Source organism: Methanobrevibacter sp. AbM4 (assembly GCF_000404165.1).
Taxonomy (GTDB): Archaea; Methanobacteriota; Methanobacteria; order Methanobacteriales; family Methanobacteriaceae; genus Methanarmilla; species Methanarmilla boviskoreani.
The window spans coordinates 350684-375250 of sequence record NC_021355.1 but is presented as its reverse complement, the minus strand read 5'-3'; the positions used below and the strand labels follow the sequence as shown (position 1 = coordinate 375250).

The 24567-nt window shown below is 28.8% G+C and carries 19 protein-coding genes; 6 read left to right on the top strand and 13 right to left on the bottom strand.

All coding sequences use genetic code 11. From position 1 onward, the window contains the following. Positions 1-182: 182 nt before the first annotated feature. The 6 genes from ABM4_RS01505 to udp all read left to right on the top strand — a co-directional run bounded on the left by ABM4_RS01505 (position 183) and on the right by udp (position 8009). A complete protein-coding gene (locus ABM4_RS01505; protein WP_016357921.1) occupies positions 183-1940 on the top strand; it encodes a glycosyltransferase family 39 protein in 1758 nt (585 codons plus the stop codon). A gap of 9 nt (positions 1941-1949) precedes the next feature. Continuing rightward, positions 1950-3140, top strand: coding sequence for a glycosyltransferase (locus ABM4_RS01500; RefSeq protein ID WP_016357920.1), 1191 nt, complete (start codon positions 1950-1952; stop codon positions 3138-3140). A gap of 399 nt (positions 3141-3539) precedes the next feature. After that, the gene (locus tag ABM4_RS01495; protein ID WP_016357919.1) at positions 3540-5516 is read left to right on the top strand and encodes a hypothetical protein; all 1977 of its coding nucleotides are present in this window, start codon (positions 3540-3542) and stop codon (positions 5514-5516) included. A gap of 103 nt (positions 5517-5619) precedes the next feature. Next, a complete protein-coding gene (locus ABM4_RS01490) occupies positions 5620-6276 on the top strand; it encodes a hypothetical protein (protein WP_016357918.1) in 657 nt (218 codons plus the stop codon). 346 nt (positions 6277-6622) lie between these two features. Then, positions 6623-7123 (top strand): acyltransferase, encoded by a 501-nt coding sequence (locus tag ABM4_RS01485; protein WP_016357917.1) that lies wholly within the window; start codon positions 6623-6625, stop codon positions 7121-7123. 112 nt (positions 7124-7235) lie between these two features. Further along, a complete protein-coding gene (gene udp / locus ABM4_RS01480) occupies positions 7236-8009 on the top strand; it encodes a uridine phosphorylase (protein ID WP_016357916.1) in 774 nt (257 codons plus the stop codon). 256 nt (positions 8010-8265) lie between these two features. Here the strand turns inward: udp and ABM4_RS01475 are convergent, their stop codons facing one another. The 13 genes from ABM4_RS01475 to ABM4_RS01420 all read right to left on the bottom strand — a co-directional run bounded on the left by ABM4_RS01475 (position 8266) and on the right by ABM4_RS01420 (position 24369). Beyond that, positions 8266-8412 (bottom strand): hypothetical protein, encoded by a 147-nt coding sequence (locus tag ABM4_RS01475; protein WP_156815316.1) that lies wholly within the window; start codon positions 8410-8412, stop codon positions 8266-8268. 34 nt (positions 8413-8446) lie between these two features. Continuing rightward, on the bottom strand, positions 8447-8839 hold the full coding sequence (locus ABM4_RS01470) for a hypothetical protein (RefSeq protein WP_048200776.1): 393 nt from the start codon (positions 8837-8839) through the stop codon (positions 8447-8449). Positions 8840-9183: 344 nt separating this feature from the next. Continuing rightward, a complete protein-coding gene (locus ABM4_RS08955; RefSeq protein ID WP_156815315.1) occupies positions 9184-9324 on the bottom strand; it encodes a hypothetical protein in 141 nt (46 codons plus the stop codon). Positions 9325-9375: 51 nt separating this feature from the next. Then, a complete protein-coding gene (locus tag ABM4_RS01465; protein WP_016357914.1) occupies positions 9376-11652 on the bottom strand; it encodes a hypothetical protein in 2277 nt (758 codons plus the stop codon). 260 nt (positions 11653-11912) lie between these two features. Continuing rightward, the gene (locus ABM4_RS01460; protein WP_156815314.1) at positions 11913-13814 is read right to left on the bottom strand and encodes a hypothetical protein; all 1902 of its coding nucleotides are present in this window, start codon (positions 13812-13814) and stop codon (positions 11913-11915) included. 522 nt (positions 13815-14336) lie between these two features. After that, positions 14337-15776, bottom strand: coding sequence for a polysaccharide biosynthesis C-terminal domain-containing protein (locus ABM4_RS01455; RefSeq protein WP_016357912.1), 1440 nt, complete (start codon positions 15774-15776; stop codon positions 14337-14339). 464 nt (positions 15777-16240) lie between these two features. Continuing rightward, positions 16241-17281: a sulfate/molybdate ABC transporter ATP-binding protein gene (locus ABM4_RS01450; protein ID WP_016357911.1), complete on the bottom strand. Its 1041-nt coding sequence runs from the start codon at positions 17279-17281 to the stop codon at positions 16241-16243. Between the two features lie 42 nt (positions 17282-17323). After that, entirely contained in the window at positions 17324-17998 is a 675-nt protein-coding gene (modB, locus tag ABM4_RS01445) for a molybdate ABC transporter permease subunit (protein WP_016357910.1), read from the bottom strand. Between the two features lie 57 nt (positions 17999-18055). After that, on the bottom strand, positions 18056-18868 hold the full coding sequence (gene modA / locus ABM4_RS01440; RefSeq protein WP_016357909.1) for a molybdate ABC transporter substrate-binding protein: 813 nt from the start codon (positions 18866-18868) through the stop codon (positions 18056-18058). A gap of 628 nt (positions 18869-19496) precedes the next feature. After that, positions 19497-20945: a hypothetical protein gene (locus tag ABM4_RS01435; RefSeq protein WP_016357908.1), complete on the bottom strand. Its 1449-nt coding sequence runs from the start codon at positions 20943-20945 to the stop codon at positions 19497-19499. Positions 20946-21037: 92 nt separating this feature from the next. Then, positions 21038-21394: a hypothetical protein gene (locus tag ABM4_RS01430; RefSeq protein ID WP_016357907.1), complete on the bottom strand. Its 357-nt coding sequence runs from the start codon at positions 21392-21394 to the stop codon at positions 21038-21040. Positions 21395-21530: 136 nt separating this feature from the next. Beyond that, entirely contained in the window at positions 21531-22586 is a 1056-nt protein-coding gene (locus ABM4_RS01425; RefSeq protein WP_016357906.1) for an N-acetylneuraminate synthase family protein, read from the bottom strand. A gap of 82 nt (positions 22587-22668) precedes the next feature. Beyond that, positions 22669-24369, bottom strand: coding sequence for a cytidylyltransferase domain-containing protein (locus tag ABM4_RS01420; RefSeq protein WP_016357905.1), 1701 nt, complete (start codon positions 24367-24369; stop codon positions 22669-22671). Positions 24370-24567 lie beyond the last annotated feature (198 nt).

The window sequence follows — 24567 nt, the reverse complement described above, 5'->3', positions numbered from 1 at the left end:
TTTCTAAAAAGCCATTGAAAAAAGGACATAGTTGACAATTATAAGAGTTTTTATTAAAAAAATTATAAGATTTCTCTAGATTTTATGTATTATGATGAAAAATCGAATTTAATGGGATAGTTAAAATAGCTATTTACCTATTAAATCTTAAAAAAATTAATTTATTAAAATTGGTGTAAATAATGGAATTTACAGAATATAAAAAGGATATAATCAGCATTATACTTCTGCTTACAATAAGCGCTACAATTCTTTATACCCTTTTAAACATTGATATGAAGATGGGAGTATACTATATTCATGATGTTTATAGTTACTTGAATAATGCCCTTGCATTTGCAGGTCTTGGTGGAAGTAGTAAAAACCATGGATTGTCCCCCCTTATTCCATTTTTAACCTCACTGTTTTTTAGATTAGGCTTTGTATCCGATAAAACCATACTTATTGTATCAGGTGTTTTTTATATATTTACAGCACTTGGAATGTATGGTCTTTTACGTATAAGGTTTAATGAACTTCTAAGTTTTACAGGATCCATAGTTCTTTTAACATTTCCAATAAACATTGCATGGGTATCTAAGGGAATGCTTGATATTCCAGGTCTTGCAATGTCCATCTGGGCAATATATTTAATGGCACTTGGATTATACAAGAATCCGAAATACTATTATCTTGCCTTTCCTGTTTTAATACTCGGATTCTTTACAAGGTATACTGTGATATTAACCTTACCTGCAATGATTATGTTAATATTCTTTACTGGAAACCCATTAGATTATATCTATAACCATTTAGGAAAATTACTTAAGGGAATATTATCAGGGATTATTAGTTTAGCCATTGTTCTCGGATTATATAGAATATATAATATTCCATTTTTCTTCATTAGCCAGTCATCCTCAATATCTGCAACAAGTAATCCTACAGCATCCCAGGCCGTATCAACAAGTACAGCTGCAGCAACCGTAAACAATGTATTATACTATCTGGACAATATTCCATTGTATCTTGGAACCAGAAAATGGATTCCATACTCATTTAAACCTGGAAAATATCTGTTTAATAAACTAGTATGGATTGGAAACAATCCGTCAATATTGTCATATATATTCATGGCAATAATCTTAATTGGAATCATTTTATATCTTTACCAATTACTTAATAGGTACAATAGAGGAAAAATCTTAAAAAAGAGGGACAAATATTTCTATGCAAAAGTGATATTGTTTATCATTCCTTTGATATTCTATTTCATAAGCTTTACAAAGGTCTCATTATATACCTCCATATTATTAATTACAGTATCAGTCCTTGCATTGTTTAGACTCATTAGAAAAGCCGATTTAAAGTATATGGCAATAGACTTCATGTTTATATACTGGGGACTAGTGAATATCACATTCTATTCATACCATATTATTAAAACAGACAGATACGCAATTACATTCACACCTGTACTTGCATATATGATTGTTCTCGGATTGTATTTGATTTACATGAAACTTAAAGACCTTGAGATTTCAGAAAAAACACTGAATACAATCAAAGTTCTAATTCCCATGTTACTCATAATAGGATCACTTGGATACACAGGATATTGCATTGGGGAAAACAGCCCACATACATTTGATAATCGAATGCCACAGGATATCATGGAGGCATCAGACAATCAAAGAGCAGTTACCGACTGGTTAATAAACTATGACAAGGATTATAAGAATAAAGAAATCTGGGCAGACGATTGGAGTGGAATAGCATTTAATCTTAGAATGGATGTAAATAACACCGCAAGTTATAAAAACCAATCAAACTTCACTACGGTTTTACTAAAAAACAATGTAGACTACTATATAGCCGAAGGTAAAAACGAAAATATAAGTTCAGAACACTATAAAATCATTAAAGAAGAAGGAAATATTGTACTTTATAAAAGAATCTGAGGAGTAATTATGAGAATTTTACATGTTGTACCATCATTTGTTCCATGCCTTGCTGCAGGAGGAGTTGTGAATGCGTCCTATCAAATAGCTAAAAAACAGGTCGAATTAGGTCATGAGGTATATGTCTTTACAACCGATACCTGTATCAACAGACTCGTATTTGAGAATAACTATGATGTGGATGTAGACGGAATACATGTATACTACTTTAAAAACATTTCAAACTCCTTTAAAAACAGATTTACAATTGACACACCTAGGGGACTTAAGGGTCAGCTTAAAAAGCAGATTAAGAACTTTGATATCATCCATATACATGAACATAGACATACGCTTGCCATATTGGCCCATAAGTATGCCGTGGAAAATAACATCCCCTATATCCTACAAGCCCATGGATCCGTTCTACCTTTCTTTCAAAAGGAGGGTCTTAAAAACATATTTGACAAAGTTTGGGGATTTAACATACTTCATGATGCAAAAAGGGTATTTGCACTTACAGAAACCGAAAAGGAGCAATACCTTAAAATGGATGTGGAGGATAGAAATATTGAGATTGTGCCCCTTGGAATAGATCTTGAGGAATATAACAATCTTCCGAAAAAAGGGGAATTCAGAAATAAATACAAGATATCTGAGGATGAGAAACTGCTTATATTCATCGGTAGATTGAACCGAATAAAAGGTTTGGATTTACTTGTAAAAGGCTTTAATGATTATCTTAAAAATTATAATGATGACAATGTTAAGTTAGCCATTATAGGTCCAGATAACGGTTTTGAAGAGGAGATTGAAAAGCTTATAGATAAGTTCAATATCAATGACAAGGTAATTCTTACAGGCCCCCTTTATAGGGAAGATAAGCTTAAAGCCCTTGTAGACTCCGATATCTTCATTATGCCATCACAATACGAATCGTTTACAACAAGTGGACTCGAGGCCATGGCCTCATGTAAACCCTTAATATTAACCAAATGTAACCATATCGCAGAATGGGTTGACGAAAACTGTGGAATAAGCTGTGACTATAATATACGATCACTATCTAAAGCCATCAACACATTAATTTCCGATGAGGAACTTATGAAAAAATATGGTATGGAAGGTAGAAGACTAACAGAGGAAGAATATAACTGGGACAAGATTCTAGATAAGATAATTAAAATCTATTCTAAAGTCATATCAGAGAACAATAAATAATCCATGAATTATTTAAGAAATGACCTTAAAAACAATCTTTTAAAGTCCTTGAAAAACTAGACTTTAAACCCGTATTAAAAAGTTAAGATTAAGCATCCAAAATAGACATAAAGGATTAAGGGAAACTAAGGATTAATCTTTTAAATAGCATGACTTAAACCAAGTAAATTATTTTTTAATAAAAATTAGTTAATGTAAGCTATAGATTACCCTCAGTAAATAGAATAGAATAAATCTGATTTAAACTATAATTTAGCAAATGTTAGATAGAATAAAAAATATATAATAATAAAAATATATAAGTAATATAATTCTATTAATTTTATAAGAAATTTTAAAATATTTAGTAATTTTCTAATATTTTCTAATTTAATTGAAAAGTTGAATACGTGGATTAAAATGAAGGTAGTGGTTTGTAAAAATTGTGGTGCTAATTTCCAAATAGATGACAATGAGGACATTAACACCTATGAGTGTTCTATTTGTGCTGGAGATTTAATGTATGATGACGATTATGAGAATATCCCATCAAATAGTAGAACCCAACGATTCAATACTGATTTTCTTGAAAAAACCTACAACATGGTCCAATGTGAGGATTGTGGTCTCAAATATCGTTTGGATAAGACAGATAACATCAACGATTACATGTGTACCAGCTGCGGAGGCAGACTCCAATATATTGACAAAAATATGGAACCACGTAACTTCAAAGAAGAAACCTTCAGTAACCAATTAGAAAACGAGATTATGGAAGAGCCTGAAGACTATGATGACGATTATATCTATGTAGACCACAGCAATGATGAAGTTTATCAAAATGAAGATGACGCATTCTATAACGGTTTTGTTGAGGATACATATTATACAGAGGATAAAGATCAAATTAACAGCAATCCTTCAGATGATGCGATTTATACAGACTATGAAGAAAACAACGATAACTTGAACCTTAACAATTATACAAGTTACGAGGACAATGTTGAACATAGCAAACACCCTTCCCTTTATCCCAGACAAGAGGAAAGTTTTGAGGCTGAGAAACTAGAGGTTCCTGATTCCCTTGACTATGATGAACTTAGAGGATATTTAATAGGTTCATTCAAGGAAAACATGGATAAAAGATACAAATTATATAATCTGATGAAGGATAGAAAGGACACATATAACTTCAATAATAACTTAAACACTACCGAAAATAACTACTACAATAACATAAACACAAGTGTGAATAATTCCAGAAATACTGCCTATAAAGATAGAAACTCTGATATTAAGTCTAGGAGATTAAACAATTCTGAAAATAAAAATAACATTTTTGACGGATCTTATAATGTATCCAAAATTGTAGGCGATGATTTAAAATTACCTAAAGAAGAAAAGTCTAAAAAGAGATTAGGTTTTCTAGACTGGGGAAATTCCAAATTTAAGGATATTAGGGATAGGAGCCATAATAACGAAGACAATAATTTTAAACCCCAGATTGACCAACACCATTCTTTTATAAATAATCCAGATTATAGACAATCTGATGATTCTTTTTTTTATTCAAGTGATGTTCTAAACCCTGATAGGACACTTGAAAGTTTGGAAAATATTAAAAAACAGAACCTCGTACCTGATCCTAACGAGACAAATGAACCTTACTCATACATCTATATCGGAATCGGTACCTTAGTAATGGTTCTCGGTTTTTTTGATACAATACGTTCCAATAGGACCTACAGTTTAATCTTTGTATTTATAGGAATGGGAATATTTGCAGTAGGACTTCTGAAAAATAGGGCATTTGATGAAAAGGAAAAAAGGGGAAGAATCATCCGTTCCAAACTGTTAACACTTCCTGAAAACTTCTATGTCCTATATTATGTCAAGGTTCCAGAATCCAATGACGGAATAAACCATGTTGTGGTTGGACCAACCGGAATCTATACCATTGTATCACAAAAGTATGATGCAAAGGAAGACAAAGATAGGATAAAACAGGAAAATGAAACTAAAGAACTAATATCACTTCTCGGTAAGGACAGCGATAAAAGATTGATTCCCGATGAAAATCCGATAACCTCCAAATTCATTAATCCCAACCAGAAAGTCAGATTTGAACACAACAATAGGATTAAACAAAAGGTTTTAAGATTGTCCTATGAATTAGAAGACTTCTTAAAGGAAAATAATTTAGAATGTCCAATAGAACCCTATGTTGGATTTGTAAATCAGGATGTGGCTGTATTAAATAGTCCACTAAATGATGAAGATTATTTTATTGATGAATTATTAAATAAAATCGTCAGTTCACCAGTTAAAATAAATTTAAATACAGTGCATAAATGTGCCATACTCCTAACCCAATACTCAACTAAATGTTCCAATTAGATACAAAGTTAAACTTTTAAATTATAGAAAACAAGAACGAGTAAATATTTATATATGTGAATATATTAATTTATTAAATATGAGTTTATTGAGGGGAAAAATCATGTCTGAAGAAAAACCTTTAAAGATGGAAACAAAACTATACGATTCTATTGCCTATGGATACCTATATGGATTAAATCAAAGGATTCCTGATGAAGAATTTGAAAAGGTCAAACCCTATTTTAGAGAATTTAGAAGAAAGGATTTTGTCTCAGGAACAACTAAAATTACAGGTCGTCCAGACGGATGGAGATGTCTTGAGAAGGATGTTCCAAAAGTTGAAGAAATTCTTGGAATAACAGACACTCTTGAGAAACGTTGGAAGAAGGTGGATGATGCATTTAAGGATCCTGAAAAGAAACAGATGCTTAAAGACCAATGCCTAGACTGGTTGAACACATTATTTATAAGGGGAGGAACCCAGCCAAAACAAGACCTAAGCAGACTTGCAATACATTCATCTAAAATCTATGATCCAGAAGACAGCTTTAAAAATGGAAGGGAAGAAGGCAGAGGAAGTTTGTTTATCTACACACCCCATGGAATGTGGTATATCAAAAACAACAGTTTTGAAGGAAGCGACCCATCATTAAACAATGTTTATATGAAGGATGGCAAAGGAGCTATTGGATATAGATTAATGTATGAGGATATTGTAGATACCCTTATTAGAGTATATACTGAGGAGAATCTTTACACTGGAGACCAATTATATTAGGTTTAATCTATAAACTTAATAACTCCAATTTTTTATACTATTTTTAAAACCTGTAAACCTTTACATTTTAACTAATCTTTAGAAAATTATTATAATCTTTTAAAAGTGCAAATATTTTTATTTTTTAAAAATATTTAATTTAATACTTCTTTTAAATACATGAAACATTAAAATAAAACACCTAATTTAATACTTCCTTTTAATTTTAAACCCCAAAATAAAATGTTTCACCATTAGATAAAACAAAATCTAAAAACATCAATCAAATTTTTAAAGTTTTTATGAAAATATTAATTAAATTATAAAAAGAAAGTAAACATGATTAATAAAATTTTGAGGAATATCTATGGGACTAACTGATAAAATTGTAGAAATTAAAAGAAAAAGATATACTAATAATGTTAAAGCCTCTTGTTTATCATGTGGTAAGGACCTTAAGGTAAATGGTAAAAGTGTTGTTAATTCAAATACAACTCTTAAAGATAATGTTAATTTTAATGGCATGACAATTCAAGGAAAAGGACATGTAACAATTGGATCAAATTTCCATTCAGGTATTGACTGTATGATGATTACAGATTTTCATAATTATGAGGGTGATGCGATACCTTATGATTCAACAGTAATATCAAAAGAAATCATAATTGATGATAATGTTTGGATTGGAAATCGCGTGATTATACTTGGGGGAGTTCATATTGGTGAAGGTGCCATTATTCAAGCCGGAAGCGTGGTTGTAAGTGACATTGAAAAATATGCAATAGCAGGGGGACATCCTGCAAAAATTTTTAAATATAGGGATATTGACCATTATGAGAGATTAAAGTCTGAAGGTAAATTCCACTAAATTATTTAGATTTTTAAATCTTATGGAATATATGGAAAATAGATAATATAGATTCCCAAAACTCAAAATTTTACAATGAAATTACAAGTGAACTTTAATAAAAAGTGATATTATGGATTTAAGAGATGAAGAGGGAAGAATGTATCACATCAAAGTAAAACCAGGAGAAATTGGAGAATATGTTCTACTTCCAGGAGACCCTAAAAGATGCAAGAAGATTGCAAAATACTTTGATAGACCAAAACTTATAGCAGACAATAGAGAGTACATAACTTACACAGGATATTTAAATGGAGTAAAAGTAAGTGTATGTTCAACAGGTATTGGAGGACCATCAACTGCAATTGCTGCTGAGGAATTAGTTAAATGTGGAGCTAAAACATTACTTAGAGTCGGAACATGTGGCGGAATCCGAAAAGATATAAAAAGTGGAGATATAATCGTTGTACAAGGTGCAATAAGAATGGATGGTACAAGTAAAGAATATGCACCAATCGAATACCCTGCAATTGCAGATATTGAAATAATTAATTCATTAATAAAAGCAAGCAAAGATTTTGATTATACTTATCATGTTGGAGTTGTTCAAAGCAAGGATTCTTTCTATGGACAACATGACCCTGACTCAATGGCAGTGTCCTATATACTTAAAGAAAAATGGGAAGCATGGAAGAAGCTAGGAGTTTTAGCATCAGAGATGGAATGTGCCACATTATTTACAGTAGCATCACACCTACATGTACGTGCAGGTGGAGTGTTACTTGCAATACTTAACCAGGAGAGAAATACTGAATATGGAGATGATGATGTATTTCTGGATACTGAAAGATCTATTGAAACAGCTATTGAAGCTTTAAAGATCTTAATTAAAGAGGACAATAAATAGTTTTATTGTATTAATTATTTATTATAACAGTTTAAATTCATATAAATTTAAAAGTATTATGGCAACATATTAATTTCTTTTTTAAAGAGTATTGAAATGATTAAGAGGATAACTAGAAAAACAATATAATATTCATAATGTTTTTTCCGCAATCTTATATGGCTACGTGAATAAAATACTCTAAAGCCAATTGAATAAACAATTACAAAAACTATTACATACCAATGCACAAATATCCCCCGCTTAAAGAGAATTATTAATGATCAAGAATATAAAGAATTAACGCTTCCAATAGACAAATAATAGCCGTATAATCCTTGATTCTTCCAGAATCTTTTTCATCATTAGTAAAAGAATAATCACTAGTAACTCTAGTAGTAAGTATAATTGTCAGAAAAAACAACGCTAATATAAATTTAAATATCTTCATATTCCACCTATACTGAAACATGATCTACCACAAAAGTTCCACATTTATTTAAAATATAACTTCTTATAATCTCTTTAGTTATTTCTTTCTTGTTTTCACCAATTACTTTGTTTTTTGTATATTTGTAGTAGCCTTTAGTTAAGCCTATTTTCCAAACATTTTCTTGTATGCCTTTTTTTATTTCGGGACGAACAGTTTTAATAGCTTTAACTACACTTTTTGTTTTAACTGATTTACTGACAACATTATATTCTGAACCTAAATCACATGCATCCAATCCCATGGATATTCCAAATTCCAATTCATTCCGCTGCGTAAAATTCAGAGTAATCTTCTTGGTCTTTCTATCAACATTTATAAGGCCAGAACTGTAGGCAGTACAGATAGTACCTGCAGCCAACAATGGCACACCTACAATGGCACAGAATTAAAGCATTATTGGTTAAATATTAACAATAAAATAATCATCAATGCATATAGACTACAATGTGTTAAGGTTTTTAGGGTAACATATCTATTTGTTTTTTAAAGAGTATTCCAATAATCAATAATATAATTAAAATAACAGTAATGTATTTGTAATGTTTTAATTTTAAAAGATTATCATTTATATTAATATAAATTGGAAAAATAATCAAAAATGCAATAGAATATACTGTTAATATATTCAAAAACCAATCAATAATTCAAATCACCATCAAATTTTTCCTCAAAAAGTATCCTCTTATATTCTATGAAATCCAATTAAGATAAGTAAATTATTCCAACAAATAAAACTAACAATAAATTAATAATTGCATAAGTGTTAATCTTATCTAAATCTTTTACACGGTTATCCTGGGATTGTTTACTACTAATATACACTATGAATGTTATTGATAACAAGAATAGCACCATAATAAATCTAAAATACATATATTACACCAAATTATTTATTTAAACATAGTTATTAGTAAAATAACTTACTATTATCCCTTTAATATTATTTTTAATAATATTTTCCATATTTTCTTTCTTGTTTTCACCAATTACTTTGTTTTTTGTATATTTGTAGTAGCCTTTAGTTAAGCCTATTTTCCAAACATTTTCTTGTATGCCTTTTTTTATTTCGGGACGAACAGTTTTAATAGCTTTAACTACACTTTTTGTTTTAACTGATTTACTGACAACATTATATTCTGAACCTAAATCACATGCATCCAATCCCATGGATATTCCAAATTCCAATTCATTTCGCTGTGTAAAATTCATGCTGATCTTCTTGGTCTTCTTGTCAACATTTATAAGACCAGAACTGTAGGCAGTACAGATTGTACCTGCAACCAACAATGGCACACCTACAATAGCACCAGCACCAGATAATGTCATTATCAATCCTGCATTAACCATAAAACCACCAGCAATACCTGAAAGCATTCTAGGATTAGAAACATCTTCATATATGTAATTTACAAGATTCCTCACATCTTTATTTTTTATTCTTGAATACACCTGATTGTATATTGTTGAATATATATTATGTATCTCTGATTTTAATATGTTTTTTAAGTTATTTATTATTTTTGAAGGTCTTAAAAAATTGTATGACCCTAAGATCATTCCACCATTAAATTTGTATTTCCTATTTAAATAATTAAAAAGTATATATGAACCAAATCCCCCATATTCTGTATAAGCAAGATATGAAGTGTTGTCAGATAAACCAAAATACGTATTATTTTTATTATTTAGGTAAAAATCTTCTCCATTAAGTAGGCCTAATATAATTTCACTTACAGCACAAGTAGAATTATCCCCGTTTAAGCCCATCACATATTCTTCTAATATACTGGTTATGTAACTGATTCTGTTTAATGATTGCTTAAAATTATAGTAATCTTGACTATAAAATGCAGATGTCCAATTCCATACACTAATACATCTCCCATTTACCGTAAGATATGATTCAATTAGATAATAATAATTATCAATGTCCCAGTTTATGTTGAATTCCTCTGAGACTTCATTGAATGATTTAATCATTAACCAGTTGTAAGCAAGGTTATTTAGATATAATTCATATGCAATTTTATCTGCTCCGGTATAATTTATTATGTTATTTGTTGAATTTTTCATTAAATCATCATTAATGATGACCCCAGTATTGATAAGTATGCTTTCTATTGCTTCATATCCTAATTTACTTGTCCAATTAGTTTCATTAAATAGATATTGATTAGCTACTCCACCATATGATAAGATAATATAATTAATATTTTCATGAATGAAATCGAAACTATTATATTTTCCATGATTATTTAAAGATATTGAAGTAACGACAGGTTGATAATCAACACCCCAGTTACTTGAATTAACATTTATTTTTAAATTATTAATTAAATAATTTTGAGTAGTGCTAGTGTAAATTTCTGAACTAAAAAACATTGAAGCAACAATATTTTTACCATAGTAAAATTTAACATTACAAATATTCTTCTCCGAATATTTTCCACCATTATAAATAACATTTAAACTATAAAGTTTATCTTTATTATATCCAAGATATCTTATAAATATATTTAATCCATCGGAGTATAATAAAAATCCGACACTTGTAATAGTTAAATTCTTTTTTACCTCAGTAATATTTTTTGTATCATTTAACGAGAAGAAATAATACTTATTATTTTTTAAACTAGTTGCTCCAGATTCAGTGTAATCATAAGTGTATTTATATAATTTGTTGTTTTTATAAAATCCTAATAAACGACCATAAGGCACAGTTAAATTCTTAACTACATCTTTTCCTGTAACAAGTTCATGAAATGTTATTTTGTTTTTAGATGTTATGTTTATTGTGTAAAGTAAGTTTGGTTTATAATATGCATCAATATTAAACTCTGTAGTTACTGGAGCATATATTTCATTACCTTCAAATTTACATATTACTTTGTATGTATTCGGGTTGTTCATGTTTATTTGTAGCCTAAATGTTCCATTTTCATTTGTAATTCTTGGATAATTTTTTGTTACATTTTTATTAACAAATAATATACTTAAAGGCACGTCTGTTATAGGATTTCTAAATTGATCAGTTAATATTCCAACAAAATATTCACCTTTACTATGTATAATTAAATTTTTGCTATGTACATAAGTAGGAATGCTTGTTTCATTTGTAACAATTTTTAGATTAAATGTTTTAGATGAACTTAAATAATTTTTATTGCCCATATAAAAAATTAATATATAATAATTCCCCGGGTTAATATTTAATGTAGGAATTTGAACTATTCCCTCTTCATTGGTCCTTGCTGTTAAGTTTCTAATTAGATTTAAATCTTGATCAATTATTTTGTAGATAACAGTTTCATTAACTAAATTAACATTATAAGAAGATAGTTTGATGTTTAGATCTCGGTTTCCATTTTTAACAATTAAATCTTTACCTTCTATGAATGTTTTATCCTTGACATTTAAAGTAAAATTATAGTTTAATGGATTATATGCTCATCCCCCTCAAATGCAAAATTAATAATATTTTGTCCAATTGGTAAAGTTTTATTGAATTTCACATATCCTAAATCATCGGATTTTAAAATATAGCTTCCGTTATCTGTATTTAATGTTACTGTGTGGTTTACTACTGGAAATCCCTCATCATTTACCATATAAAAAATCAGATAATTATCCGAGGACAGTGTATCGCTTTTTATTAATAATGTTATGTTTGATTTAATGATTCTTATTGAATATTTAACTGTAGTTGTTTTAAACAGTTTATCTCCACCAAATATGGCCGTCAAATTATATAATCCAGGATATAAATTTAGATTGTAATATATATTTCCCCAAAAATCAGTTGTATAGTTAAAGCTTTTATTTCCTACATTTAGACATAATATTTTATTTTGTAATCCTCTGCCTTCTGTATCAGTGATTCTTATTTTACCATAAACTGAACCATAATTAAACGTATAATCTTCAGAAATTATGCTGGTATTTGTTAAATCATCAGTATAACCAATATATGAATTAGTTATATTTGTGATATTTGTAAATCTAGAATCAAAATTATAATTGTCATTAAATTCATAATTGATGGTTTCATCTGTGGTATTAACACTATTACTTTCTATATAAATTTTGGATGGTAAAAATGAACTTAAATTATAAAATGACAATATTTTTGAAAAACAGAAGGTGTATGTTTTAAAATCTATATCTGTAGATGTATAATTGCTTATGTAACTTGGAAGATAATTATTATCTTCCACAAAATCTACTAAAGCATTTACTAGGCGAATATATGTATAGTAACTTAATGTTTCATTGTTGAATATAATATTTTCATAGTTTGCAGCTTTGTAAATGTATGGTAAGCTTATTGTTTCATTTGTGTTTTCATCATCTATTTGGCTTATGGTTTTTGCCATAAGGTATGAGAATTCAAATATGCTTAAATTTGTATCGGAGATTGTAGTATTTCCTGGTAGTGTGTGGTTTTCAAAAATAGTATTTTTAAGCGTAATTGCCTTATTAATGATGTCTTGTATTTTAAAGGATTTTGTGAAGTTGTTTATATAAATTGATCCATATGAAAATGCTGAGGAGTTTTCTGGATTATTACTATTGTAATTTAGATAGATATTATGATAACCTGGGCTTAATTTTAAGAAATAGGTGCATAGTCCACTGCTATCTGATGTTAAGTTTATTTTTTCACCTTCACAGTATAAGGTTACTGTTTTATTTATTAATGGGTATCCTTGATTGTCCATTAATTTAAAATTAAAGGGTTCATAGGGTGTTATGTTATCTGATACATCTATGAAGAAGGGTATTCTTTTTAATACTGTTACGGTGACTTTTTTGGATGCTGATGCATATGTTGATGTTCCATCATATTTGATGGTTGCATTATATGTTCTTGGCCAAAGATTAATATTTAAACGAGCCATTCCATCGGAATTAATAGTTTTATTATACGTTTTTCCGCAAATGGTAATGCTTATTTTATGGTTTACTAAGGGATTATGATTATTATCATATAAATAAACGTCTAAAGCAGTGTCGTTTAGGAAATATTTAACTAAATCATTAGCAACTAAATTAACTGGAATTTTATTATTATTTTCTTCATTTAATGATTCCTCTGTCTTAGAATTATCTGAATCTAGATTATTTTCAGAGCCTTCAGTATTTATTTTATCAATATCCTCATAATTATAATCTTCAATATTATTATCATCATTATTATTGTTTGTATTGTTTTCTATGATTATGCTTTGATTTGAATTGTTTGTATTGTTTTGAAGTATATCCTCAGGGTTGTTTACAGTGGTATTTGTATTGTTTGTGGCTGAAATTGAGGATATGCTTAAAACTACAATCACAAGTATAATCAGAAGAAAATATATAATATAATATCTTTTCATAACTCAATTTACTCCCGTTAAAAAAAATATTTATATAAAATATGGTATTTGTATATAAAATACGGTATTTTAATAAACAAAATATAAAAACTATTCACTTTTATTTTTTTGATTTGAATAAATTTTAATAATTTTTTAAGTTTATATAAATATAATTTTTTTAACTAGTGTTTTTTATATTTAAAGCTATGTTTAATTAGTATTTAAAATTTTTTAAAATAAATAAAATCAACGTTATTTTAATAATTAAAAAGTTTAGCTAAAAATAATAGCCAATCAAACTTTAAAAAATACCAACAAGAGTTTTACAATTATTAAAATTAATAAGAATAAAAGAATCCATTGATAAAATGGAAAAATAAGTTAAGAGAATAAAAATAAAAGAGAAACCATAAATTAAACAAATAGAATAACCATTATAATTAATTTAAAAGGATATTAATAATCATAAGTTAATAATAAAAATAAAATATTATTAATCTATTTTACAAATGACTTAATTAAATCAAGCTCCTTTTTGCTGATTGTTCTAAATGCAAATATCAGTACAAAGTAAATAGCAGCACCTAAAATAGATACCCATATAATATTAATAATACCGATTGGATTAATTAGATAAACAACACCACCCATAATAGCTGATGCAACAACAATCTTGATTGATGAGTTAACCTCAAATGGTAGGCTCATATAACGTCTGGATACAAGTGCAGTGACAATAAATGCAAATGCATATGAGATTAAAGTTGCAATTGCTGCACCTAAAATACCCATATATGGTATGAATATAATGTTTAAAACAACATTCAAGATTGCAACAAAAATCCAAAGTTTACCTAGGACCTTGGTATTCTTTTCCAATATTAAAATATTATTTGTAATACCATAAAGCCCCATAAATACAGCACCAAGGGCCACAAATGGAGTAATGATAAATCCATGGTTTGCAATATCAAAGGTTGTAATACTTAAGAGTAAAGACTTTGAAAGAATGCTCAAACCAACAGCTGCAGGAACAGTCAATAATAAATAATATTTCATTGAATATCTTAGGAAATTGTTAACCTCCTTCATTCCACCATTTTCATAGTATTCCGGAAGAACGGCCGGAAGTAAAACTGCAAATGGAGATAAAAACATTAAAAGAATGCTACCAATTGAATATCCTGGAGAATACCAACCAACAGCAGCCGAACCTAAAATAATACCCAACACATATTTATCTGAGGAATCAACAACCCAACTAGATACGTTTGATGGAACTGTTGGAAGTGCAAACTTAATCTCTTCCTTTAAAGTATTAAATTTAAATCCAAAACCAAGATCCCTTATAATATTAATAGACATCATTAGAAATACAGCAAAATAACCTGTAAATAATCCCCAAACCACAATATCTAATGGATAATGATTCATTGTAAGATAGATACACACAAATACCCCAATATAGCTTTGAAGTATTAAGTATATGGAATATCTTTTCATTCTTTGTACTGTCCTATAAAATGTAATCAACATGAGATTAACACAAGCAAAGAATGAGATGAATACTGTAATATACAATATTTTCAGATTACCATTAAACAATGAAGCTGCAATAGGCTTTGCAAATAATATACATAAACCACATATGATTAAGGTAAAGATAGTCGTGACAGTAATCATCGGATAAAATGACTCTTTAAACTTAACCTTATCATGCTCTGCAGATAAAAATCTTACCATAGTATATGGAAGTCCCAGATTTGCAATATTTGGAAGAAGTGCTATAGTCGTTAAAACTTGAGCCCATATACCATATTCTGCAGTTGAAAAGGATTTAGTAATAATTGGAATGAAAATAAGGCTACTTAAAGATATTAAGATATTTGTAATACCTACAAGCCCTACTCTTTCTACAAACAATTTATATGGATTCAAATTATCACCAATAAAACAAGTTTAAATTATATCTAAATTCATAACTGAATTATACAAAACATAAAAAATATTAAACAAATTTTATATTCTTCAATTTTAATATTTAAAAAATTAAATAAACTGAAAAAAGTTACCTATTGATAATATTTTAATCTTAATATATAAAATTTAGTCTTTAAAAGATTACAATAAAAGCAGAACCTTATCAAACACTGCTAAAAAATAGATGAAAATTTAAACAATTTCAAAGATTCTAGAATATTAAAAGTAAAAATAGGTTTTAAAAATAAGAAAGGATTTTAAAACTAAATAACATTAATTAAAAATAGCTAATAATCACTTGAATTTTATTTAAACAAGATACAATATTTAAAATTAAGGGATTATACTTTAAAAATAGTTTAATAGAGATTATACCTTAAGGATACTTTAATTAAGAAAAGTTTAAGAATTAGAGAAGAATATTAATTTTCTTCCAATAGAACTATGTTTTTAGGATCTACTTTTAAATACTGGGGAATGTCAAAGTCATGTTCATAAATCTGCTTATCGACTTTCCACCATATACCATTTGGAAGTGTTATTTCCCATTCAAAAGGTCTTTCTAATTTACTTGCATTTAAGGTTTCAACCACATTTATATCGTCTTTTTTTGAAGGATGGAAATCATGGGCCCTTATCCCAATATGTGTAATGTTAGGTGAAATCTCCTTAGCTACCTCAAATTCAACATTCCAATCCAAGGCCTTAAGATGATAATCATCAATCCTCTCGATTTTAGAGATATTTTTAAGTCCAGTGAGTTTAGCAACCTGAACCTTTCTAGGATTTTCAAAGATTTCATGGGTAGTTCCCTTTGCAATAATTTCACCTTTGTCCAATACTAAAAGCTCATCACAGAATTGAAATGCCTCATCACGGTCATGAGTAACTAAGATTGACAAACCGTCAAAATCATCCAGTAAATTAATTAATTCAATACGTAATTTTTCCCTTAAAACTGTATCCATTGCACTGAACGGTTCATCCAATAATATAACATCAGGACCATAAGCTATAATACGAGCTAAAGCTACCCTTTGTTGTTGACCACCTGACAATTGTCTAGGATATCTTTTTTCTAATCCCTCTAAATGAAAACGCTTAATCATGTCAGATACGATGCTTTTATCATCATCCTTAGATAAACCGCATGCAACATTTTCCTCAACAGTCATGTTCGGAAATAATGCATAGTTCTGAAATAGGTAACCTACCTTTCTATCCTGAGGTTTTAGATTAATTTTTTTATTTGAGTCATAATAAATTGTTTCTTTATCAGTAGTTAAACTTACAACACCACAATCAGGATCCACAATTCCTGCAATGGATTTTAGTGTCATACTTTTACCACAACCAGAAGGTCCAAGAATACCTAAACAACCCTTTTTTAATTCAAAATCAATTTTTAAGTCAAATTCTTTAAGTTTCTTTTGAATATCTACTTTTAACAATTTATTACCCATAATCTACACACCACAAATAAAAAATAAAAAAATAAAAATAGTTTATTTCCATTGTTTTTCTTTACGAATAGTAACATAATCCATAATGAAAATAGCTATAAATGCAATTATAACAATGAATATTACATAATTAGAAGCGTCCATCATATTTCCTGCTGCTACCTCAGAATAAACAGCCATTGGGAGAGTCCTGGTTTCTCCTGCAATATTACCTGCAAGCATAGCAGTTGCACCGAACTCGCCTAAACCACGGGCATAGGCAAGAATTCCCCCACTAATAATTCCAGGTAATGCATTTGCAAATAAGATTTTCCAGAAAATTTTCCACTCGGACATACCTAATGTACGACCGGCATCTATTAAGTTGGAATCCACTTGTTCATATGCACCTCTAGCAGAACGATACATTAATGGAAAGGACATGACTACTGCTGCAATAACAGTTGCAGACCATGAAAAAGCAATTTTCACAGAGAAATATTCAATTAAAAAACGACCGATAGGTCCTCTAACCCCAAAAATATACAATAAAAAGAATCCTACAACAGTAGGAGGTAATACGATAGGTAATGTGAAAATACCATCAAGAACTATTTTTATTGTGTCGTTTTTAATTTTAACAATGATCCAAGCAACAATCAAACCTAGAAAAAAGGTTATCAAGATTGATAAACTTGCTGTTTTCATTGAAATTCCAATAGGTGTCCAATCCATCATATATATCCCAATATTATTAACTATTTACTAATTATAAAAAAAAAATATTAAATAAATTTAATTATGAATAGTAAATCCATAATCTTCAAATACTTGTTGAGCTTCTGGAGATTGTAAGAATTCCATGAATTTTTCTGTAGCAGTATCATTTTCAGAAGATTTGAGAGGAGCTACAGGGTAAATGATAGTTTTTAAAGAATCCTTAGGAGCTTCACATACTACTTTAACATCATCGTTTGATTTAGCATCAGTAGCATATACAATACCATAATCAGCGGAACCTTGAGCTACTTGATTTAATACAGCAGTTACATCTGAAGCCAAGGATAATTTAGGCTCAACGTCATCCCATATACCGAGATTATGTAATGATTCATTAGCATATTGTCCAGCAGGTACAGATTTAGGATCACCAATAGCAATAGTACCATTTACATCTTTTAAATCTTTAAATGAAGATACATTAGTCTTTGAGTCAGCAGGTACAATTAGAACAAGTTTATTTTCTAAAGATTGAACATTAGTACTGTTATCAACTAAACCCTCATCAACTAAAGCATTCATTTGTTTATTACCTGCAGACATGAATACATCTGCATCTAAACCATTTTCAATTTGTTTTTGTAAATCCCCACTAGAAGCATAAGTAGGAGTAACTTTTACACCAGGATACTTTTCCTCAAACATTGGAATTAATTTCTGATCATAGACATTTTTCAAACTAGCTGCAGCAGCTACATGAACTTCTTGTCCTTGTAAACTATTATCTGAGGAAGAAGTATTAAAAGAACCAGTAGCATATAAACCTACTACAACAGCAGCTATTATTACAATTATAGCAACTATTAATATTTTCATATTTCTTTCCATAATATACACCTAAAATTATATTATACAAAAAATTACCAACATCATATACAAAATAATCCACAATCACCAAATAAGTAATCTGAACAAATCTTATATACTTACAATTTATTGATACAAAAAGGACTACATATTTTAATTTATTGTCAAAAAATATTCTAAATGAACCATATATAAATAAAATTAACCATACAACATATTATTTTGTTCAATTTTCAACGTTTTTTATATTTAATATCTTTCTAAATTAAAAGTTGAATATGTTGGTTGTATCTTTATTTAATAATAATGATATATAAAATTTTTCATATCGAAATAAAGTATCTATCATTTTTTAAATCAATAATCAATTTTCATATAAAAGATTAAAGTAAAAAGGAATAAAAAACGAATATTCTAATAATTATAAAATTTAAAGTAAAAAAAGATATAACAACGAACAAATATTCGATTTACTATGAAATTCATTTATAAAAACATGATAAATTTAAAAAAAAATAAACAGTTTAAAAATCGGCAAATAGAATTTTTAAGATTAAATTAGAAGATTAAAAAAACAATTAAAAATTATAAATAGAAAAACCGATAAGAAAATGAATTTATTTACATATCACAGTTTAATTAATAAATCCTAATAAATTATCTTTCTAAATAAATCCTCATCAAAAGATTTGAAAATATAATCTTTATCATATGTTTTAGGAGTAAAGTCCAGGTTATTTATTAGGTCATTTACAGAGGAGACCAATCTAACTATATTCTCCTCAATTAAATTCTCAACATATTCAACACCTGGAAGATTTACGATGAATGTTTTACAATCAAACTGAAGACCTTCATAGATAGCTGTAGAGAATGCTCCTACCTGATACTGGCTTTCTGCAAATAGTTTATATAATGGAATTTTACTATTATCAATAACCTCAAAATTACTAAATTCGGATGCCTCTAAAAGCTCTGGATAGTTTACTTTCCAATTTTCATATTCTCCAGGATGTAATTTATAGACTATTTTAAACTTTACATTTCTATTGTTTAGTTTAACTAAAAGCTCATAAGCAAATTTAGATAAATATTTACCAATTACTCCCTGTGAAATAAATAGTATTTGATTTTTATTCTTTTTAATATTTACAAAATCCTTGGAACATTCCTCAAAATAGGGATAGCCTAGAGGTATAATATTAGTTTTTTTAATTGGATAAGTACATGCATCAGCCCAGTAATCTCCGAAACTCAACAGTTTATCTGGAAAATACTCGATAGTACTTAATGTATTGTTTTTATTTACATTAACAATATGCTCATTCGGATAACTATATCCCAGATGATAATTACTTATTGTACCATGTTGAAGTTCCAAAACCTCAACACCCAAATCTTGACATGCAGCAACTAAAGCTTTGTTTTCATAAGCAACCACCACATAAACCTGTTTAGGGGATTTTTTAAGAATCAATTTTTTATATTTCTCATATTCGTACTCAAAGTTAAGAATATGATCCTCAATTATATCTTCCAGATTATCCATATGGATATTGAATTGGATTAAGAATTCGTTGTAGATGTCCTGAATCAATTCCTTCTCCTCATCGTTAAAATGAATACTGTTTGTTTTCTTATGAATATATGAACCTAAAAGTATTCTATCATTATATCGGATATTTTTAGATTTATTAGTATAATGCTTATTAAGGTAAGGAGATTCGATAATCTCATAAGATTTACTATACTCCTCTAAATATCTTGTTAAAAAACAGGTGTAAATATCCCTATACTGGTCCTGATACATTACCTTACGGGGATGATCAAATATTAGTACATCGACTTTATCCTTTCCACTGAAAGGATTGGACTTTATACTATTTTTAATGAATGGTAAAAAAGAGTTGATTTTATCAATTACAGTTAATGATTGTTGTTGAGCAGAACCAAAAGTGTTTAACTTTCTTGCAACATCATAATACAAATACATCCTAACTAATTGCCAAAAATAGACACCATGAATCTTCTCATGATTTAAATTAAATTTACTTTCAATATCAAAAAAAGCATTTGCAATTTTTTTAACCGACCACATTTCAGATAACCTTAATTAAAAAATTATTATATTATAAAGATAGTATAACTTTGTTAAATAAATAGTTTTTCTTTAAAGAATTTAGAAAAAAATTAATATTTCAACATAAAAAATGATTTTTTAGGGTCTCCACAATAATTAGCAGATACTATATTCCCAATTCTTTTTTCAAATTCACTGATAAGCTCTATTGAGGGCACGGTTCTAAACTCCACCATCAAACCTGCATCGCTAATCATATAGACTTTAAAGTCAGATAGAAATCTTCTTTTAGATAGACCCATATCTGTAAGAACTGATTCGATAGTTAAAATCAAATCAGACTGGGATTTTAAAATACTCTCATTCAACTGATTTAATTCTAATTGATTTTCAGATTTACTGCTAGATAAATCCCGTTTGCTTTTAAGAAGATTTAAATAATCATCGATTACCTTATAACTAGACATTCTACACCTACAATACATCATCTAATCTTAAATTTTAAAATAAGCCATATTAATAATATTCTTGGAAAGGAATTATTCCCAAAAAACCTATTAAAATAAATTACTTAAATACACCCCCCATATTAAATCTTAAAAATTATTCAAACATGTCATAATTTAAAATATCATCCGAGTTTATGTTACATTTTGCTGTCTTTCCAATGACACTATCAATTTTATCTGGAGAGATACCTGAACCTGGACGTTTAAACGTTAACATCTCCTCTGTAATTGTTTGACCTTTTTGAATATCCGATGCAGCGACAATTGAACGTCTTGCCTGAAGACGGGATTCACTTTCACATGGAAGTGGAACCTTTTCATATTGACCATTAATGGTATTTATAAATTTAATATTGTCCTTAAATACCCGTACATCATCGGGATTCATTGCATGATAATGATCATTACCTTTTAAAGTTTTATCCAATGTGAAATGTTTCTCAATGATGTCTGCACCATAAAGATAGGCAGTTGTTAAAGTTAGCATCTTATCATCAGGTTTGGTATGATCTGAATAACCGATATCATAATCTGGAAAAGTATCTTTAAGATTTTTAATCATTAAAAGATTCGCATCCTTAAAATCGGTTGGATAAGATAGAACACAGTGCAATATTCCAATTTCAATATCTGGATTCGTATCCCCAATAACCTTTATAGAATTCTTTACCTCCTCCATTGTAGATGCACCGGTTGATAATATTACAGGTTTTCCCTTAAGTGCAATCTTCTTGATAAAAGGAATATTGTTTAAATCAGAGGAGGATATTTTATAAACATCCATAAACTCATCAAGATAGTCAACAGATTCAAAATCAAATGGTGTGGATAAAAACATTATTCCAATCTCATTACAGTAGTCTGCAAGTTCCCTATATTGGTCTTTTCCAAAGGAGTCAAATTTCTTAAATAGCTCAAATTGGCTAGTTGTAGGTTCTTCGTTTAAATCCCAATATGCCGGTGAATTCTTACTGGCAATTGTTTCTGCCTTATATGTTTGAAACTTTACCCCGTCACAACCAGATTCTTTTGCCTCTTTAACCATTAATTTTGCAGCTTCCATGTTAGAGATATTTTCCTTTTTTGCAATATCATAATAGTTTACACCAATTTCTGCTATTAAAAATGGTTTATTCTTAAAAATACTCATTTAATTCACCAATATACATATTTAATTATTGAAAATAGAATAGACAAACAATAAATTAAAAACAATGATTTTAGTTTTAAAATCACAATTCACTAAAGTCTAGTTGACCTGTTTTTAATTCCTTCTTCCTCATGTTCTGTCTATACTTGATTCTTAGAATATTCATGATATTCTCATAACCATGTTTTAAATCAATCTCCCTCATAGATTCCGCTAGTTCCTCCCTTAGCTCGAAGTTATTTAGAAGTTCTAGAAATGTATCAATAATCTCATCTTCACTAACATTACTACCTAAACCAAGGTTTATGAAACCATTTTCCCTTGAGCCAAATTTATGGGTTAATTCCCTTTCATTTTGACATAAACATATACAAGGTACAGCAAGTGATGCGACCTCATACATTGTCCTTCCTGCAGAGGTGAATATAATATCTGCCTTAGCCATATACTCACTCATATTTTTAACATTCTCAAGGATTCTGACATTAATATTTCCATCATATTTACTTTTAATTCCCTCCTTATCAGAATAGCCTAAACCTAAAATGACCGTAATGCTCTTATTATATCCGGAGTCTAAAATAGCTTTTAAGGTTTTTTCTGTAAGATTATTAGGATCAGTACCACCAAATGTTAAAAGGACCTCACCAACCTCTTCCTGAATAAATTTGAATGATTGATAGTAAAACTCCCCCCTTAGCATATAATAGTCAGGACCTGCATAGAGGTTTGGAATATTATCATTATGTTCATACAATGCATCAAATACGACATCTGCATATTTTGTTCCGGGACCTAAGTCTTCAAAATTGATTAGGAAATAATCCAAATCCTTAAGTTGTAACATATAATTCTCGTCAGTATCAAGAATATCGTTAATTACAATATCCGGATTATAACTAATGATCTTTTCAATTAAATCATCATTACCATTGTGAGTAATATATTTATAATTATGGGCACTTACAATCTCAATTCCAAGGGGTTTATTCTCATCTAACAAGAACATGACCTCATGATTTGTAAGTTTGGATGCCAAAGACAAACATCTATAGACATGACCTGTTCCAATAATGTTGGTTGCATCTGTTTTTAGGATAATACGTTTCCTATTTAGAATCTTTTCTGCAACCCACCAATCTTCATAATTATCTATATCCACACTTTCATCTTTGGATACCTCAATCAGACCAATGTTTTCACCAATACGGGAGTTTTCAGTTACATAATTTCGTTTAGTACCTAAAATAGCTCCTGTTTCCTTATATGTCTTAGGCAAATATTGCCTATTCAATCTTTCATTATACAATGGATAGAATGAGTCTTTAGACTCATCATATCCCCAAGTCAATGCCCTATCATCCACAACACTGATAATTGTATCAAAGTCATTTGTTGCCAATTGTTCTATAGCATGATTCAAAGTGGATAGTTTAAGAAGAGGGGAGGTTGGCTGAATAGTAAAAACCAAATCAAATGTATCCATTAACATTTTCTCCTCACGAACCACCGCATCATAGATTACAGGATCAAGTGGAACATCATCACGTGCTAGTTCTGAGCTTCGAAATAATGTGGAAGCACCATATTTACTTGCAATAAATTGTATTTTAGTGTCGTCTGTTGATACCACAACTTTATCGACATATTTAGATTGTTTAACAGTACTTATTACGTGAGCAACTAAAGGCTTATCTGCTAAAAACCTAATGTTTTTACCAGGAATACTTTTAGATCCGCCTCTTGCCGGAATAACTACTAATACCTGTTTATTTTCAATCATAGAAATAACCTTAAAATAATAAATAATAATAGTATATTTTATATCTATATATAATATTAAATCTTACTAATTTAATCTAAAGTATTAATGTCTAAGATTTTATAAAAACTTTACAATACCCTCAATATAATCATCATTAAAAGATTTCAAAATCCCATCAACATATTCAAATTATTAAATATATAATATATAAAAATC

Bases quoted from the DNA above. Each gene is read 5' to 3' on its own strand.
- ABM4_RS01420 (WP_016357905.1), bottom strand. From the start codon at position 24,369: ATGATTGAAAATAAACAGGTATTAGTAGTTATTCCGGCAAGAGGCGGA.
- ABM4_RS01485 (WP_016357917.1), top strand. From the start codon at position 6,623: ATGGGACTAACTGATAAAATTGTAGAAATTAAAAGAAAAAGATATACT.
- ABM4_RS01500 (WP_016357920.1), top strand. From the start codon at position 1,950: ATGAGAATTTTACATGTTGTACCATCATTTGTTCCATGCCTTGCTGCA.
- ABM4_RS01495 (WP_016357919.1), top strand. From the start codon at position 3,540: ATGAAGGTAGTGGTTTGTAAAAATTGTGGTGCTAATTTCCAAATAGAT.
- ABM4_RS01505 (WP_016357921.1), top strand. From the start codon at position 183: ATGGAATTTACAGAATATAAAAAGGATATAATCAGCATTATACTTCTG.
- ABM4_RS01490 (WP_016357918.1), top strand. From the start codon at position 5,620: ATGTCTGAAGAAAAACCTTTAAAGATGGAAACAAAACTATACGATTCT.
- modB (WP_016357910.1), bottom strand. From the start codon at position 17,998: ATGATGGATTGGACACCTATTGGAATTTCAATGAAAACAGCAAGTTTA.
- ABM4_RS01435 (WP_016357908.1), bottom strand. From the start codon at position 20,945: ATGTGGTCGGTTAAAAAAATTGCAAATGCTTTTTTTGATATTGAAAGT.
- ABM4_RS01430 (WP_016357907.1), bottom strand. From the start codon at position 21,394: ATGTCTAGTTATAAGGTAATCGATGATTATTTAAATCTTCTTAAAAGC.
- ABM4_RS01450 (WP_016357911.1), bottom strand. From the start codon at position 17,281: ATGGGTAATAAATTGTTAAAAGTAGATATTCAAAAGAAACTTAAAGAA.
- modA (WP_016357909.1), bottom strand. From the start codon at position 18,868: ATGGAAAGAAATATGAAAATATTAATAGTTGCTATAATTGTAATAATA.
- udp (WP_016357916.1), top strand. From the start codon at position 7,236: ATGGATTTAAGAGATGAAGAGGGAAGAATGTATCACATCAAAGTAAAA.
- ABM4_RS01425 (WP_016357906.1), bottom strand. From the start codon at position 22,586: ATGAGTATTTTTAAGAATAAACCATTTTTAATAGCAGAAATTGGTGTA.
- ABM4_RS01465 (WP_016357914.1), bottom strand. From the start codon at position 11,652: ATGGGCAATAAAAATTATTTAAGTTCATCTAAAACATTTAATCTAAAA.